At 64.2% G+C, this 16610-nt stretch carries 17 protein-coding genes and 1 pseudogene; 8 read left to right on the forward strand and 10 right to left on the reverse strand.

Annotated features, from left to right (window positions below; all coding sequences use genetic code 11):
* Positions 1 to 123 precede the first annotated feature (123 nt).
* Both araD and BG57_RS23920 read left to right on the forward strand, forming a co-directional pair.
* Positions 124 to 1857, forward strand: coding sequence for an L-arabinonate dehydratase (araD, locus tag BG57_RS23915; protein WP_035968805.1), 1734 nt, complete (start codon positions 124 to 126; stop codon positions 1855 to 1857).
* A gap of 14 nt (positions 1858 to 1871) precedes the next feature.
* Positions 1872 to 2606, forward strand: coding sequence for a ribonuclease activity regulator RraA (locus BG57_RS23920; RefSeq protein ID WP_035968773.1), 735 nt, complete (start codon positions 1872 to 1874; stop codon positions 2604 to 2606).
* 22 nt (positions 2607 to 2628) lie between these two features.
* On the opposite strand, the gene BG57_RS23925 is transcribed toward BG57_RS23920, so the two are convergent.
* From BG57_RS23925 to coxB, 6 genes are read right to left on the reverse strand one after another with little or no spacing between them, the layout of a single operon-like run.
* Positions 2629 to 3915: a c-type cytochrome gene (locus tag BG57_RS23925; RefSeq protein WP_035968775.1), complete on the reverse strand. Its 1287-nt coding sequence runs from the start codon at positions 3913 to 3915 to the stop codon at positions 2629 to 2631.
* A 1-nt stretch (position 3916) separates the two neighbouring features.
* Complete coding sequence (locus BG57_RS23930; protein WP_035968776.1) at positions 3917 to 4867, reverse strand: cytochrome c oxidase assembly protein; 951 nt, start codon at positions 4865 to 4867, stop codon at positions 3917 to 3919.
* Positions 4846 to 5172: a hypothetical protein gene (locus tag BG57_RS23935; protein WP_035968806.1), complete on the reverse strand. Its 327-nt coding sequence runs from the start codon at positions 5170 to 5172 to the stop codon at positions 4846 to 4848. The genes BG57_RS23930 and BG57_RS23935 overlap by 22 nt, the downstream gene beginning before the upstream one ends.
* Positions 5173 to 5185: 13 nt before the next feature.
* A complete protein-coding gene (locus BG57_RS23940) occupies positions 5186 to 5836 on the reverse strand; it encodes a cytochrome c oxidase subunit 3 (protein WP_063934939.1) in 651 nt (216 codons plus the stop codon).
* Positions 5833 to 7797, reverse strand: a complete 1965-nt coding sequence (gene ctaD, locus BG57_RS23945; protein ID WP_035968778.1) for a cytochrome c oxidase subunit I — start codon at positions 7795 to 7797, stop codon at positions 5833 to 5835. The genes BG57_RS23940 and ctaD overlap by 4 nt, the downstream gene beginning before the upstream one ends.
* A complete protein-coding gene (gene coxB / locus BG57_RS23950; RefSeq protein ID WP_229753910.1) occupies positions 7794 to 8765 on the reverse strand; it encodes a cytochrome c oxidase subunit II in 972 nt (323 codons plus the stop codon). Before coxB ends, ctaD begins: the two co-directional genes overlap by 4 nt.
* A 170-nt stretch (positions 8766 to 8935) precedes the next feature.
* On the opposite strand from coxB, the gene BG57_RS23955 reads away from it, so the two are divergent.
* The 4 genes from BG57_RS23955 (at position 8936) to BG57_RS23970 (ending at position 13355) form a co-directional block, all read left to right on the forward strand.
* On the forward strand, positions 8936 to 9436 hold the full coding sequence (locus tag BG57_RS23955; RefSeq protein ID WP_035968810.1) for a CinA family protein: 501 nt from the start codon (positions 8936 to 8938) through the stop codon (positions 9434 to 9436).
* A 35-nt stretch (positions 9437 to 9471) separates the two neighbouring features.
* The gene (nadE, locus tag BG57_RS23960) at positions 9472 to 10317 is read left to right on the forward strand and encodes an ammonia-dependent NAD(+) synthetase (protein WP_035968780.1); all 846 of its coding nucleotides are present in this window, start codon (positions 9472 to 9474) and stop codon (positions 10315 to 10317) included.
* Positions 10318 to 10400: 83 nt separating this feature from the next.
* Positions 10401 to 10898, forward strand: a complete 498-nt coding sequence (locus BG57_RS23965) for a YciE/YciF ferroxidase family protein (protein WP_035968781.1) — start codon at positions 10401 to 10403, stop codon at positions 10896 to 10898.
* A gap of 138 nt (positions 10899 to 11036) precedes the next feature.
* A complete protein-coding gene (locus BG57_RS23970; protein ID WP_035968784.1) occupies positions 11037 to 13355 on the forward strand; it encodes an FdhF/YdeP family oxidoreductase in 2319 nt (772 codons plus the stop codon).
* Positions 13356 to 13389: 34 nt separating this feature from the next.
* Here BG57_RS23970 and BG57_RS23975 read toward each other — a convergent pair whose 3' ends face one another.
* The gene (locus BG57_RS23975) at positions 13390 to 13974 is read right to left on the reverse strand and encodes a hemerythrin domain-containing protein (RefSeq protein WP_035968785.1); all 585 of its coding nucleotides are present in this window, start codon (positions 13972 to 13974) and stop codon (positions 13390 to 13392) included.
* A 52-nt stretch (positions 13975 to 14026) separates the two neighbouring features.
* Positions 14027 to 14629, reverse strand: a complete 603-nt coding sequence (locus tag BG57_RS23980; protein WP_035968787.1) for a hypothetical protein — start codon at positions 14627 to 14629, stop codon at positions 14027 to 14029.
* Positions 14630 to 14771: 142 nt separating this feature from the next.
* Between BG57_RS23980 and BG57_RS33110 the strand changes: the two genes are divergently transcribed.
* Together BG57_RS33110 and BG57_RS31795 are read left to right on the forward strand one after the other, a co-directional pair.
* Positions 14772 to 14927: a hypothetical protein gene (locus BG57_RS33110; RefSeq protein WP_160174747.1), complete on the forward strand. Its 156-nt coding sequence runs from the start codon at positions 14772 to 14774 to the stop codon at positions 14925 to 14927.
* Between the two features lie 50 nt (positions 14928 to 14977).
* A pseudogene (locus tag BG57_RS31795) lies at positions 14978 to 15506 on the forward strand (phosphatidylserine decarboxylase); the annotation flags it as partial.
* A gap of 49 nt (positions 15507 to 15555) precedes the next feature.
* On the opposite strand, the gene BG57_RS23990 reads toward BG57_RS31795, so the two are convergent.
* Positions 15556 to 15810, reverse strand: coding sequence for a DUF378 domain-containing protein (locus BG57_RS23990; protein WP_035968788.1), 255 nt, complete (start codon positions 15808 to 15810; stop codon positions 15556 to 15558).
* A 90-nt stretch (positions 15811 to 15900) separates the two neighbouring features.
* On the reverse strand, positions 15901 to 16610 hold a 710-nt coding region (locus tag BG57_RS23995), incomplete at its 5' end, for a manganese catalase family protein (protein ID WP_035968811.1).

Genomic DNA, 16610 nt, shown 5'->3' on the forward strand with positions numbered 1-16610 from the left:
TTCCTCATCGCAAATTAAGCGTTCTCGCAAAAACCCCAAGCGACGACGCCGGTCGGCCACGCTACCATCGCCCACATCGAAGTGGAGACGTTACGCGCGAGGAGACATCGCTTGGCCTACGACTTGACCATCCGCAAGAAGCCGGAAGCGTTGCGCAGCCATCGCTGGTATGGCGTGAACGATCTGCGCTCCTTCGGCCACCGCTCCCGCACGGCGCAGATGGGCTATCACCCGTCCGATTACATGGGCAAGCCGGTCATCGCCATCGTCAATACGTGGAGCGAGATCAACCCCTGCCACACGCATTTCAAGCAGCGCGTCGAGGAAGTCAAACGCGGCGTCTGGCAGGCGGGCGGCTTTCCCGTCGAAATGCCCGTGATGACGCTGGCCGAGCCGTTCCAGAAGCCGACGACGATGCTCTACCGCAACTTCCTCGCGATGGAAGTCGAGGAACTGCTGCGGTCCTACCCATTCGATGGCTGCGTGCTGATGGGCGGTTGCGACAAGACCACGCCCGGCCTGCTGATGGGCGCGATCAGCATGAATCTGCCCGCGATCTTCCTCCCCGCCGGCCCGATGCTGCGCGGCAACTGGAACGGCCGCACGCTCGGCAGCGGCTCCGACACGTGGAAATACTGGGCCGAATTGCGCGCGGGCAGGATCACCGAGGACGAGTGGAAGGGCGTCGAAAGCGGCATCGCGCGCTCGCCGGGTCATTGCATGACGATGGGCACCGCCTCCACGATGACGAGCGCCGCCGAATCGCTCGGTCTTACGCTGCCCGGCTTCGCGTCGATTCCGGCCGTCGATTCGCGGCATGCGCAATTCGCGTCGCTGACCGGGCAGCGCATCGTAGAGATGGTGTGGACGGATCTGAAGCCGTCGGACGTGCTCACGGCGAAGTCGTTCGACAACGCCGTCACCACCGTGCTCGCGTTGTCCGGTTCCACCAACGCGATCGTGCATCTGGTGGCCGTCGCGCGCCGGGCGGGCGTGCCGCTCACGACCGCGCGCTTCGACGAACTCGCGCGCGTGACGCCTGTCATCGGCAACGTGCGTCCGGCGGGCAAGTATCTGATGGAGGACTTTTTCTACGCGGGCGGTTTGCGGGCGCTGCTGGCGGAGCTGGGCGATCTGATCGATGGCGCACAGCTCACCGTCAATGGCGCGACGCTCGGCGAGAACATCGCGGGCGCGGAGATTTTCGACGACGACGTCATTCGCCGGCGCGACAACCCGCTCGTGCCGAACGATGGCCTCGCCGTGCTGACCGGCAACCTCGCGCCCGACGGCGCCGTCATCAAGCCCGCGGCGATGGAAGCGCATCTGCTTAAGCATCGCGGGCCGGCGGTCGTGTTCAGGGACTACGCGGACCTGGCCGCGCGCATCGACGATGAAGCGCTCGACGTGACCGCCGATTCCGTCATCGTGCTCCAGCATGCGGGACCGGTCGGCGCGCCCGGCATGCCGGAGTGGGGCCAGTTGCCGATTCCGCAAAAGCTTCTGAAACAGGGCGTGCGCGACATGGTCCGCATCTCCGATGCGCGCATGAGCGGCACGAGCTACGGCGCGTGCGTGCTGCACGTTGCGCCGGAATCGTTCGTGGGCGGGCCGCTCGCGCTGGTGCGGGACGGCGATATCGTCGAACTGGACGTGCCCGCGCGCAGGCTGCATCTCGACGTCGGCGACGATGAACTCGCCGCCCGCCGAGCCGCGTGGGCGCCGCCCAAGCGGCCGTTCGAACGAGGCTTCGGCGTGATGCATCAACTGCACGTGACGCAGGCGAACAGGGGTTGCGACTTCGACTTCCTCGAAGAACGCTCCGTCGCGGATGGCGGCGAGCCTGAAATCCACTGAACGGGATCATCGATATGACGACTCAGGACATCGCCGTCTCCGGCGAGACGCTCGAACTGCTGCGCCACGTCAGCACCGCGACGCTCACGACGCAACTCTTCAAACGCGGCTTGCGCAACGTATTCCTGCAAGGCGTCGCGCCGCTCGTGAAACCGGCGAAGGGCGCGCCGAACCTCGTCGGACCGGCGTTCACGCTGCGCAACATTCCGGCGCGCGAGGATATCGATCACCTCGGCGTGTTTCAGAACCCCGATCATCCGCAGCGCAAGGCCGTCGAGAGCGCGCCGCCCGGCAGCGTGCTCGTGCAGGATTGTCGCGGCGATCGCACGGTGGCATCGACCGGTTCGATTCTCACGACGCGCCTCAAGGTGCGCGGCGTCGCGGGCATGGTGTCGGATGGCTGCGTGCGCGATAGCGGGACCATCGGCGATATCGGCTTGCCGCTGTTCTGCGCGGGCGCGAGCGCGCCGCTGAATCTCGCGAAGCATCACGCGGTGGATATGAACGTGCCGATCGCGTGCGGCGGCGTGGCGGTTTATCCGGGCGATATCGTCGTCGGCGATGTGGATGGCGTGGTCATCGTGCCGCGTCATATGGCCGAGCAGGTGGCGAAGGATGCGGCGGAGCAGGAACGGCTGGAAGAATTCATCGCGATGCGCGTGGAGGCCGGCGCGGCATTGCGCGGCACGTATCCGCCGAACGAGGCGACGCTCGGCGAGTATGCGGAGTGGCGCAACGGGCGCAAGTAAGGTCCGTACCCGCTGTTCCCGCTTACTTATGCAGCTTGCTGCGCAACGAAGCCACGTCGTTCGTCGTCACGGGGCGTGCGTCATTTCCCCACGACGAACGGACGTAACTGAGCACTTGCGCGATCTGCAAATCCGACAATCTGCCCGCAAACCCCGGCATGTTCTGGCGCGGCGGTCCATTTTTGGTCGCGGGACTGTTCCCGCCTTCGACGAGCAGTCGAATCAGTGAAGTCGTATCGTCGCTGATGACCGCCTGATTACCCGCCAGCTTCGGAAACACCTTCGGCACGCCTTCACCCGTGTCCAGATGACACTGCGCGCAGAACGTCGCGTAGACGCCCGCGCCCTGACCCGGCGGCACGTCGGGCGCACGCGTCTTGAGGTGGCCGGGCTTCGCGTTCGATGGATCATACGAGCCGTCCGCCGCACCCGTCGCCGGCAGGCTCTTCAGGTACGTCGCGATCGCGAGCAGATCGTCGTCGCTAACGTACTGCAGGCTGTCCTCGATCGTCTGCACCATGCTGCCGATAGCCGCCGTCCCGCCGCCCTGACCGGTCTTGAGCAAGGTCGCGATTTCTTCGCGCGACATCCGCCCGAGTCCCGAGCCGGGATCGCCACGAAGATTCGGCGCGAACCAGTTGTCGTTGACGCCGCCCGATAGATACGTTTTCGACGACTCATCGTAGCCGCGCTCCTGTAACGCCGGGCCGCGCGGCGAATGACACGCTCCGCAATGCCCGAGCCCCTGCACGAGATATGCGCCGCGATTCCACGTCGCATCGCGATCGGGCCGCGGCGTAAAAACGTCCTTCGGTGCGAGCGCCGCGCGCCACACGCGAAGCGCCCATCGTTGATTGAACGGGAACGGCACGTCGGTCGGCGGCGGACGGTAATGCACTGGCGGCACGCCATGCATCATGTAGGCGTAGAGCGCGCGCACGTCGTCGTCGGTCATCTTCACGAAGGACGTGTAGGGCATCGCCGGATAAAGCCCCTTGCCGCCCGGCGCGACGCCTTCACGCAGCGCCTTCGCGAAGTCTTCGTAGCTGTATTTGCCGATCCCCGTCTCGGGATCGGGCGTGATGTTGCTGCTGACGATGGTCCCGAACGGCGACGCCATGCCCAGGCCGCCCGCGTACGGCGCGCCTTTGTTCGGCGCGGTGTGGCAACCCGCGCAGTCGCCGAGTTTCGCGATGTACGCGCCGCGCGCAACGAGATCTGCCGATGGCGCCGCAAGCGTCACGCTGGCGCTTATCCCCAGAACGGCGAAGACGATCACCTGCCGGCAGCGTCGTGATATCGCGTGCATGTCAGGGCTCCTCGTGCGCCGGCACGGCGGTTCGCACCACGCTCGTCAGCTCGCGGGCGGGCTGTCTCGCCAGCCAGCGTGCGCCGATCAATAACCCGCCGACGAGATACGCCAGACCGCCCGGCACCCACATCACGAGGCCGCCGAGTTGCTGGTCCTGCAGCGGATCGAAGCCCAGCGCAAGCGTGCTTTCGATGCACGACGGATACCACACGGCCGGCGCGAGCGTCAGCAGCGCGCCGAGCGCGCCGGTGTGGACCATCGTCGTGAAGAGGGAGAGCATGGCGTGTGCGCTGTGGGTGCGCGAGCCATCGGCGGCAGCGGGACGGAAGACGGTCCACCAGAAGAGCAGCGCGCTGCCGAGAAAACTCGCATGCTGGAACGTATGCACCCATTCGCTCGCCAGCGCGGCCTCGAAGAAACGCGGCGCGTGCCAGCACCATAGCGCGGCGGCGTGCAGGCCCCAGGCGACGGCGGGGAGGGTCAGCCATCGCCACGGCGATCCGATCCACGCGCTGCGTGTCGCCATGCTGATGCGCGCCCGCGCGCGCGGCGGAAACGCCCAGATCCACACCGCGAGCGGCCGGCCAATCACGAGCAGCGGCGCGGCCACCAGCATGAAGATTTCGTGCTGCAGCATATGCGCGGAAAACAGCGCTTCGCTGAGCGCATGCAACGGCGAAACCAGCGCGATGACGAGCGCGATCCATCCGGTGACGAACGCGGCAAGGCGCATCGACCGGTCCGCGCGCCCCCGCGATCCGCGATGACGCAACCGCGCATAGCCGGCGATATAAAGCCCGATGCTCAACGCAAGCAACACGACGACCCACGGCTCGAACGTCCAGCCGAAGGTTTGCGCGTCGCTCGCGGCCGGCGTGGCGACATGCGCCGATGCCGGATCGGCGAACAGCACGGCGGCGAAGAGAATCAACACGCGGAAAGCAGCCATTGCGGTAGCGAGATAGCGAAGATGGCCAGCGACGAAAGCGCGCCGACGCCCGTTGCGACGGCAGCGAAGAACCCTTGCTGGGACGTCAGGCCGGGCGCCGATGGATCGGCCTGGCGTCGCGCGGATCGCCATCGGCCGAATGCGAGCGCCGTGCAGATCACGCTGACCGCGAGACTCACCGCACTGACGCCATTGAGCAGGGCCATGCTTTGCAGATGGCACGACGGCTCGACGAGCGCGTAGTTCACGCTCAGGAACCCGAGCAGCAGCGATGGAGCGAAGAGGAGTGCAGGCCATGTAAGCATGTTCGTGACCACACTAAAAACGCGACGCCCAGTAGATGACGCCATACATCGGCAGCCAGCTCAGGACGACGAAGTACCAGTAGATCGCATTCTCGCTGACATCGACGAAACGCTTGCTTTCGAACGGCCCCGTGAACAGGAGCGCCGTCAGCACGGCGGTGTCGATGGTGTCGGTAATCAGGTGCGTCGTGTGCAAGCCGAGCAGCAGCCACACGACCGATCCATACGCGTTTGCATACCAGCTCACGTTGAGCGTCGCGAATTCAAGGCCGCGCACGACGAGAAACGCGAACGACATCAGCAGGCAGACCGTCATCCATAGCTTCGCCGCGCCGCGATCGCTGCGTTCCGCTGCGCGCTTCGCAAGCTGATTCGGCAACAGGCTCGCGAGCAGGATCAACGTATTCAGCGTGCCCCAGCGCAGTTCGGGCGCATCGGCGGCCATCGGCCACGCGGGGGCGTGAGTGCGCAGATAGAAGTACATCATGATGCCGATGCCGAACACCGTGCCTTCGATCAGCATCAATCCGCCCGTAGCCCACCACATCAGGCTGCGATGCCCGAATGCGAACGTCGGCAGATCGCGAACATCGAGCAGATACTCGGATGGCCGCGTATCGTCGGGACGCGTATGCGGGCTCTTGAGATCGCCGGTCGCGCTCATGGACGCTGCTCCCGTGCCGCGGCGAATGCGTTGCTCGCACGCTTCGGCCAGAACCAGAGGATCATCGCCACGGCGACGGGCAGCGACGCATACACGACCGCCCACGGCGTGAAGATCGACCAGATGAAGAGCACCGTCGTCGCCACCGCGCTGATGAAAGGCCAGATCGAAGGCGATGGAAACAGCGGCCGATGATCCGGCTTCGCATCCAGCACGCTCGTCACGAGCACTTCCCGCGCGTCGGCGGCGAGCCCTCCGACGAAGCGCGGCTGCGCGCCCGCTTCCCAGAGCGGATCGCGGCCATGCACGACGGGCACCGCATCGAAGTTATGCGGCGGCGGCGGCGACGGCACGCTCCATTCGAGCGTGCCCGCGCCCCACGGATCGGCGGGCGCCTGTTCTCCGCGCCGCAGCGTCAGCACCACGTTGACGATAAATAGCAGCACGCTGACCGCGATGGTCCATGCGCCGATCGTGGCAGCGAAGTTCATGCCGTCCCAGCCCATGCCGGACGGATACGTCCATACGCGGCGCGGCATGCCATGCAAACCGAGCAGATGCATCGGAAAGAAGGTGACGTTGAAGCCGATGAAGAACAGCCAGAACTGCCAGCGTCCGAGCCGCTCCGACAGCATGCGGCCCGCGAACTTGGGGAACCAGTAGAAGAACGCGCCGAAGAGCGGAAACACCGCGCCGCCGATCAGCACGTAATGCAGATGCGCGACGACGAAGTACGTATCGTGCACTTGCAAGTCGAGCGGCACCGACGCGACCATGACGCCGGTCATCCCGCCGATCACGAGGATGAAGAAGAACGCGAGCACGAACAGCAGCGGCGTGCGCAGATTCAGGCGGCCCGTCCATAGCGTGCCGATCCAGCAGAAGATTTGAAGGCCCGAAGGAATCGCGATCATCAGGCTTGCCGCCGTGAAGAAGCTCTTGCCGAGTTCGGGGAGGTTCGTCGCGAACATGTGATGCACCCACAAGCCGAACGCGAGGAACGCCGTGCCGATCAGCGCGAGGACCATCGCGGGATAGCCGAACACGGGGCGGCGCGCGAAGGTCGGAATGATCGACGAGATGAAGCCGAGCGGCGGGATGAAGATGAGATAAACCTCGGGATGCCCGAAGAACCAGAAGAGATGCTGCCAGAGCAGCACGTCGCCGCCCTTCGCCGGGTTATAGAAGTGCGTGCCGACGAGACGGTCGAGGATCAGCGCGGTGCTGCACAGCATGATGGATGGCATCGCGAAGATGACCATGAACTGCGTGACGAGCGTCGCCCAGACGAAAAGCGGCATGCGGTTGAGCGACATGCCCGGCGCGCGCATCTTGAAGATCGTCGTGATGAGGACGATGGCTTCGAGCAGGCCCGATAGCTCCGTGAAGGTGATCATCTGCGCCCAGATGTCGGAGCCTTTGCCCGGCGAATAGTCGGGGCCCGCGAGCGGCACATAGCTGAACCAGCCCGCAGCCGGCGCGCTGTTGAGCGCGAGCGAGCCGAACAACAGTATTCCGCCGAACAGGAATACCCAGTACGCGTACGCATTCATCCGCGGAAACGCGATGCTGCGCGCGCCGATCATCAGCGGCACGAGATACGCGGCGACCGCCTGCATTACCGGCACGGCGAACAGAAACATCATCGTCGTGCCGTGCATCGTGAAGAGTTCGTTGTACAGATTGGGACCGATGAGCCGCGCATCGGGCCGCGCGAGCTGCGTCCGCATGACGAGCGAAAGGATGCCCGCGAGCACGAAGAACACGAACGTCGTGATGATGAAGCGCCGCGCGATGGTCTTGTGATTGAGCGCCTTCAATGCGCCGATGAAACCCGGCGGATCGCTCCATGTTTGCGCCAGCGCGCGGCGCACGGACTCGGGCGCGTGCGGGCCATCGACGGGGCGCGAGCCGCTCGCATCGGATGCGCTGTAGCCGGACGGAGATCGGTTGTCGCTCATTTCAGCGTGCCTAGCCAGGTGACGAGAGCCTGAAGGTCGGGCGGGGAAAGCCGCGTCGCCGGCATCATCACGCCGGGCTTGTGCGCAGGCGGATCGGCGATCCACGCGGACAGATTCTTCGCATCGTTGACGAGCGTGCCCGCCGCAATGGTCTGCCTGCTCGCGAGATGCGTGAGGTCGGGACCGAGCGAGCCGTTGGCGGGCGTGCCGCGCACTGCGTGACACCGGGCGCAGTCGTTGTTCAGGAAGACATCGCGTCCCTGACGGGCAAGCGCGTCGGGTGGCACGGGCGCGGCCTGACGCTGCCGCGCCGCCCACGCTTCGTACTGCGCGGGCGGATCGGCGACGACCGCGAACGCCATCAACGCGTGCTCGTAGCCGCAGAATTCGGCGCATTGCCCGCGATACGCCCCCGCGCGATCCGCCCGAAACGCGATGGTCGTCTGCTGGCCGGGAATCATGTCCTTCTTCCCGTGTAAATTAGGTACCCAGAATGTATGAATGACATCGCCCGCCACGAGCGACACCACAACCGGCCTTCCGACCGGCACGTGCAGCTCGTTCGCCAGCGTGAATCCTTCGGCGCCGCCCTCGGGCGCATAGCGCGCCTGCCACCACCATTGATACCCCGTCACTTCGATATGCAGCGCGTTGTCGACCGGCAGCCGCGACAGCGCACGATCGGTGAGGACGTCGGCCACGAGCAGCCCGACGAGCAGCGCCGCCGAGACGACCGTCCCCGCGATCACGGAGCGGCTGATGCCCCGTTCCGGCCGTTCGTTGCCGCTCAGATCGGCGGGCGTCGACTGCGTGGCGCGCGGCGCACGCAGCAACGCGACCATGCAGGCGAGCAGCACCGCCGCAAAGACGACGCAGCAAACCGTGAGCGTCAGATGCCAGAGGTCGAGCACGCGGCTGGCCTGGATGCCCGCTGGACTGAGCGCGCTCTGCATGGCTGCCGGATTCATAAAAACGTTCGCATTATGGTTGTATGTCCAGCCTCACAGGGCGGTTCGACGCGTAAAAGCAATAGACATTCCATGGACGCGCGGGCATGTGGAGCGCGGTTTGCTCGGTCCAAATCGCTGCAAGCGCATTGCAAGCGGATCATCAGCAACATGAATGGAGGTCGGACAGCATGGATATCGCCAGACAAGTCGTTTCGTTTCTCAGCTCCCGTGGCTTGATGCTTGCGACGGCCGAGTCGTGCACGGCGGGCTATATCGCATCGCTGGTTTCGTCGGTGCCGGGAAGCGGCAGTTGCCTCGATGTCGGCTTCGTGACTTACTCGCCGACGGGCAAGGCCGGCTTTCTCGGCGTGCGCGAAGAAACCATGAAGCAGTACGGCCTGACGAGCGAGGAAGTCGCACGCGAGATGTCGGAAGGCGCGCTGAAACAGGAAGCGTGCTGCGCGGACGTCGCCGTGTCGAACACGGGTGTCGCGGACGAGCCGCCGGGAGACGGGCCGCCGGCCGGCACGCAATGCTTCGCATGGTCATACAAGCTGCGCGACGGGCAAGTCGTGACCTTCAGCGAAACGAAGGTGTTCGACGGCGACCGCAACGAGGTTCGCAGCGCCGCGGCGCATTACGCGCTGTCGCGCATCGAGCACTACTACGACCGTCTGCCGCGGCACTGAACCGCGGACACTCAACGAACGCAACGGAGGCGAGCATGCAGGACAACGACGGCGATATGCAGCAGTGGCAGCGGCAAGTCATCGAGGAACTGGGCGTGCGCGATCACTTCGATGCGGACGCCGAACTCGAGCGGCGCGTCGCGTTTCTGGCGGACTATCTGAAGTCGAGCGGGCTGCGCACTTACGTGCTCGGCATCAGCGGCGGCGTGGATTCGTCGACGGCGGGGCGGCTCGCGCAACTGAGCGTCGAGCGTTTGCGCGCCGAAGGCTACGAGGCGCATTTCGTCGCGGTGCGGCTGCCCTACGGCACGCAGCGCGACGAGGACGACGCGCAGCTCGCGCTCCAGTTCATCCGTCCCGACGAGAATTACACGGTCAATGTGAAGGGGCCGTCGGACGAGATGCTCGCGGCGCTCAAGCAGGGCGGCGCGCAGTACACCGACGATTTCCAGGAAGACTTCGTGCTCGGCAACATCAAGGCGCGCGAGCGGATGATCGCGCAATACGCGATAGCGGGCGCGCGGCGTGGCGTCGTCGTCGGCACCGATCACGCGGCTGAATCGCTGATGGGCTTCTTCACGAAGTACGGCGATGGCGGCGCGGACATCCTGCCGCTGTCGGGCCTGACGAAGCGCCGCGTGCGGGCGCTGGCGCGCGCGATGGGCGCGGACGAACGTCTCGTGATGAAGGTGCCGACAGCCGATCTCGAAACGCTCACGCCGCAGCGCCCGGACGAGGATAGCTACGGCATCTCGTATGAAAACATCGACGACTTCCTGGAAGGCAAGGAAGTCAGCGGCGAAGTGCTCACGACGATTCGCCGGTTCTACACGGCAACGCGTCACAAGCGGGCGCTTCCCGTCGAATTGCCGCGCGGCTGACGCTGGAACGGTGATTGCAAAACGAAAGCCGCACGATGGCAGCAAGCCTGTCCGAACCCAACTCACTTCGCAATGGAGGCAACATGGCATCGAAAACCTTGCAGGACCTCTTCATTCATTCGCTATCGGATGTGTATAGCGCAGAGAAGCAATTGACGAAGGCGCTGCCGAAGCTCGCACGCGCCAGCAGCAACGAGCAGCTGAAGCAGGCATTCCAGCAGCATCTGGAAGAGACGAATGGTCAGATCGAACGGATCGACAAGGTCGTCGAGGTGACCGGGTTCAAGCTCAAGCGCATCAAGTGCGTAGCGATGGAAGGGCTGGTCGAGGAAGGCCAGGAGCAGATCGAAGACTTCGAACAAGGCCCGATTCGCGATGCCGCACTGATCGGCGCTGCGCAAAAGGTCGAGCACTACGAGATTGCGACGTACGGCACGCTCGCCACGCTCGCGAAGCAGCTCGGCCAGGAAGAGGCGATGAACCTGCTTCTCGAAACGCTGCAGGAAGAAAAGTCGACCGATGAGAAGCTGACGCAGCTCGCCAAGGCGCAACTCGCCGAAGAAACCAAGGCTGCGGGCTAACGCGCCGATGTTGGATCAGCCGTGAGACGCGCCGCATCGCCGGCGCGTTTTTTTTGGTGTCGATAGCAGGCCGTTAGAAAGGGAATAGCCCTTGCTTTCGCGACTACAAAGTACAACCCACAACGCGCGAGGCATGACATGGCCGACTCCGACAATGGCGCCCGCAAGAGCGAAGCGTATCCCTTTTCATCTGGCGGCTGGGGCTCGCTCAAGGCAGTCGCGACCGTGCTTGCTCAGGAGAAAGTCCCGCTCAAGGACGCGACGGTCCTGCTCAAGCAGAACAAACCGGACGGCTTCGCGTGCGTGAGCTGTTCGTGGGCCAAACCCGCCGACCCCCACGTGTTCGAGTTCTGCGAAAGCGGCGCGAAGGCGACCGCCTGGGATCTGACCGCGAAGCGCATGACGCCGCAGTTCTTCGAATTGCACACGGTCACGCAGCTTTGCGCATGGCGTGACCACGACCTCGAAGAAGCCGGACGCCTTACCGCGCCATTGCGCTATGACGCGGCCACCGACAAGTACGTAAGCGTGAGTTGGGAAGAAGCGTTCGAAGACATCGGGCGCGAGCTGCGCGGCTTCGATCCGAACAGCGTGGTGTTCTATGCGTCGGGGCGTGCATCGCTCGAAACGTCCTACATGTTCCAGTTGTTCGCGCGGATGTACGGCACCAACAATCTTCCGGATAGCTCGAACATGTGCCACGAGAGCACGAGCGTTGGACTGAAGGAAGCGATCGGCGTAGGCGTCGGCACCATCACGCTCGACGACTTCGAGAAAACCGATCTCATGTTCTTCATCGGGCAGAACGTCGGCACCAACAGCCCGCGCATGCTGCATCAATTGCAGGACGCACGCAAGCGCGGCGTGCCGATCATCACGTTCAATCCGCTGCGCGAACCGGGCTTGCTGCAGTTCGTGAATCCGCAGTCGCCGCTGGAAATGATGACGCCCGCGCATACCGTCATCAGCACGCAATATCATCAGGTGAAGACGGGCGGCGATACGGCGGCGCTGCTCGGCATCTGCAAGACCGTCATTCATGCGGACGATCGCGCGAAAGAGAGCGGCGAGCCGCGGATTCTCGACACCGAGTTCATCGAGCAGCATACGGTGGGCTTCGAAGCGTTTGCCGATTATGTGCGCGCTGCATCGTGGGACGATATCGAACGCGTATCGGGCCTTGCGCGCCGCGATCTCGAAGCCGCCGCCGACGAGTACATGCGCGCGAGCGCCGTCATGGCGCATTACGGCATGGGCATGACGCAGCACAGGGAAGGCGTGCAGAACGTGCGGATGCTGTGCAACCTGCTCTTCTTGCGCGGCAACGTGGGCAAGCCGGGCGCGGGGCCGTCGCCGGTGCGGGGTCATTCGAATGTGCAGGGGCAGCGCACGGTCGGCATCACCGAGAAGCCGGAACTTGCGCCGCTCGACAAGCTCGCGACCCAGTTCGGCTTCGAGCCGCCGCGCGACAAGGGCATGAATATCGTCGAAGCATTCGAGGCGATGGTCGACGGCAAGGTGAACGCGGTCATCAATCTCGGCGGCAATCTCGTGCGCTCGGTGCCGGACCGCTTGCGCATCGAGCCGGCGTGGCGCGATCTCAAGCTCACCGTGAATATCGCAACCAAGCTCAATCGCAGTCATCTCGTGCACGGCAAGAAGTCGTATATCCTGCCGTGCCTGAGCCGCATCGAGATCGATACGCAGGGAAGCGGCCCGCAGGCCGTGTCGATGGAAGACAGCACCGGCTGCATCCACGGTTCGCGCGGGGTGGCGGAGCCCGCGTCGGCCGACGCGCGATCCGAGCCGTATATCGTCGCGGGACTGGCGAAGCACACGCTTGGCGAGCGCTCGACCGTGGACTGGGACCGCTGGGTCGGCGACTATGCGCTCGTGCGCGATGAGATCGCGAAGACCTATCCCGAGACCTTCCACGATTTCAACGAGCGCATGTGGACGCCCGGCGGCTTTCCGCGCGATCTCCCCGCACGCGAACGCAAATGGCAGACGAAGAGCGGCAAGGCGGAGTTCCTCGTGCCGGAATCCATCGGCGAAGATCCCGACATGCCCGAGCGCGACGCGCAGGCGCTGCGGCTGATGACGCTTCGCAGCGACAGCCAGTTCAACACGACGATCTACAAGCTCGACGACCGCTTTCGCGGCATCAGCGACGACCGCATGGTGATCTTCATGTGCGAGGCCGACATGCAGACTCACGGTCTGAAGAAAGACGATCGCGTGACGGTGCAGACCATCGCCGACGACGGCTTCGAGCGGCGCGTCGCGGGCTTGCGCATCCAGCCGTACGACATTCCGGTCGGCTGCATCGCCGGTTACTACCCGGAGTGCAACCCGCTTCTGCCGCTATGGCATTACGCGAAGGAGAGCAAGGTGCCGGCGGCCAAGTCGATCCCGGTGCATGTCGTCGAAGTGAACGGGACGCCGCGCGCAGCTTGAAGTCACGCGGCGTCGTGCTGTCGAACGCGACGCTTCATGCGTAATGCTTCGTCCGGCGCGGCGCTGCCGGCTTCAGGCAATGCGCGATGGCAAGCGCCCCGAGCGAAACCAGCGCGAGCGATGCGAGGGGGAACGTGCCCATTGTGTTCGCCGCGATCGCCGCGGGCTGCTTCTGTCCGACGAGCTGCATCCTGCGCTTCGTCATGCGGGCCCCTAGCTCGGAGAGCCGCGAAGCCAGCGCGCGCTCGGCGGTAGGCAGCAGCACGGTCTCTTCATCCGCGACGTGATGAATCACTTCGCGCATGAGCTGCATGAAGCGCGCGTCGTAGGCGGCATCGTCGGGACCCATCGCTCGAAGCTTCGCGATGTCTTCCCGCATCTTGTCGTGTTCTGGCTTGCTCTTCGCGAGCGTGTCGTCGCCCGGCAACGCTTCGCCGAGTGCGGGATAGAAGATCTCTTCTTCGAGCTGCGCATGTATTTCAAGCGCCGTGCAGGCGAGTTCGACGATGGCGCGCTTTCTCCACCACGGACTGTCGGCGTGATAGCGATGGAAAGCGGCCATGACATGCGTGTGATCCATGCGGATCATCGTCGTGATGGAGGGCGAGACAGAGGGCATATCCACGGTGACTCCTTCGCTTGTAGAGGGGACGTGTCGGTTTTTATATAGGTCAGGCGCTCTTGGCTTCCTTGAAACGCGGATGCGTGTAGGGCAACAGCGCATCCGGCGCGCGCATGTCGCGCGGCGTCTCGAAGGTGCGCAGTGCCTCTCCGCGCATCGCGCCCGGCGCACGCGGAAACCCGCTGCGGTTCCGATACATCGACACATAGCGTTGGGTACGCACCTGCGACTCTTCGTCGTCGGGCTTGGATAGCGATAAGGCCGTATGCACGTCGAGCGCCGTCACGCCCACAACATTGACGATCGCGCCGAGCGCATGCGTGCGGCTGTCCTCTCGACTCATGTCGGATGCGGAAGCGAGCGTCGCCAGATCGAGCACATCGCCGCCGACGCGCGCCCACAGGTAAGGCGCGGGGTTGCGCGACATCAGAATGCCGATTCCGCATGCGATCTCACGCAGCCCGTAGAGACGCATGAGCGCGGAGTTCGTGCGCACGCCAGCCGCGCGAGCGACGGCGTTCGGAGCAAGCAGCTCCGCAGCGCCGAGCGCGAGGCTGTACCAGCCAAGCCCTCGCGCAATCGACGTTGGTCTGCTGCGAGATTCACGCTGTGCGGATGGGGACTTTGGAAACGGAAACGGGGCGTCGCTCATGGATTCACCTCTTTGCGGGGAAGGCGGGACGTCGTCATTTAAAGCAATGGTCATTCCGCTTCCTGCTGGGGTATGCCCGAGCGAGGTATGGCCCGTGCCCGGCGCTTGAATCGGCTCGTCGAACTCAAGGAGGCATGTACCAATGGCAACACAAAGGCAACGACTCGGTGGCTGGCTTCCAGAACAGGAAGAAGATGTCGCGCGGTTCGGCAAGCAATTCGCCGCGCACGCGAAGCAGCGCGCGGCGACGGCAAAGACGAGCAGCGTGATCGAAGCGTTCGCATCGTTCATACGCTAAGACCCGGTCATCCGTATGAACTTCGCGCGTGCCATCGGTGAAGCGCTCGCTGGATTAAGTCGCAACCGTATTCGCCGAAGGAAATCTTCACGGCGAGGGAGACGGCGCTGGCCGAACGTTTCGTTGGCGGCACGATTTATCAGGCGTTCTGAGCGCGTTTTATTACCATCGCTGGCACGCGCCGGTTAGCGGGACGATCGTGAAAGCGTACTTGGTCGACGGCACGTATTACTCGGACGAGGATTCGAAAGGCGAAGACCCGGCGGCCTCACCGACTCGCGAGGCCATATCAGCGCGGTCGCAGCACGCGCGGTCATCGTGATCGATTGCGACGATCCGGCTATCAGTGAAGTGGGGTGTGTGCTCGTTGGCATGGCGGAGGCATCGTCATGCATGATCGAGGCGCTGCCGGGGCAACGTGTTTGGAAGGGCGACGAGGTGGGTTACTTTCAGTATGGCGGTTCTTCGATGTGCCTCATCTTCAGGCCCGGCGTGATCGACAGCTTCGTCGTGCAGCCGCCTTTCAGCCAAGACGACCCGCCGGTCAAGGTCAACGCGCATCTCGCCACGGCGCGTTGAAAAATGTAGCGCCGCGCGTTATCGAGAAAAGCAACGCACGGCGCGTTTATCAGCGATGTGCAAGACCATGCTCGCGCGCCGGCATGAAAGCCCGAACGAGTGAGTAGATGCCCGCCAGCCCGACCAGAATATAAACAATACGCGCACCCGGCGATCCGGCGCCGAAGATAGCCGCGACGAGATCGAAGTTAAGAAGACCCACGAGACCCCAGTTCAGCGCGCCGATGATGACGAGCGCACCGGCGATCCAGTCGACCGGGCTGCGGCGAACCGCGACGGTACCATTCGAAGAAACAGTTGGCATGACTAAACTCCATATAGACGATTATTGGACAACCCTTACTTTCGTCGATGCCGCCTCGGTGGAGGCGGCATCGACTTTCAAACAACTGCTTTAGCTTGCCTGACCCGAGCCGAGATCGGCGCCCGTGGTCGGGTCGGACGTCGGGTCGGAAGCGGTGCGGGTGGCGAGAGCCTGCAGCGCTTCGACTTCGGTTTGCGTCACCTGTACGCTCGCGGTGCCGTCGCCGCCATCGACAGCCGGCTGCGGATCCGCGACGAACTCCCAGTCGCCGCCCTCGTTCCACGGACCGCGCATGTCTTCACCCTTCGACATGTTGAAGTACACGCTCGTGAACTCCGGCTTGCCCGGCAGCTTGCCTTGCGGGAAGTTCGGCTGAATGGAATGCAGCGCTTTCTCGAACGACTTCTGGTGCGCGATTTCACGCGTCATCAGGAAGCCGAGCGCATCCTTGATGCCGGGGTCGTCGGTGACGTTGATGAGACGCTCATAGACGATCTTCGCACGCGATTCCGCCGCGATGTTCGAGCGCAGGTCGGCGGTCGGATCACCGATGGTATCGATGTATGCAGCGGTCCACGGCACGCCGGCCGAGTTCGTCAGCGGCGCGCCCGCGCCATACAGGATGGACGTGGTGTGCGAATCGTTGCCGTTGTTCGTGATGGTGCGATACAGCTCCGCCTCTTCCTCGACGGCTTCCGCCAGCGTGCCCTTCGCACCCTTGTTCAGCATCGCGACGATGCTGCCGATCACTTCCAGGTGGCTCAGTTCTTCGGTGGCGATATCGAACAGCAAGTCCTTGC

Source organism: Caballeronia grimmiae, assembly GCF_000698555.1.
Classification (GTDB): domain Bacteria; phylum Pseudomonadota; class Gammaproteobacteria; order Burkholderiales; family Burkholderiaceae; genus Caballeronia; species Caballeronia grimmiae.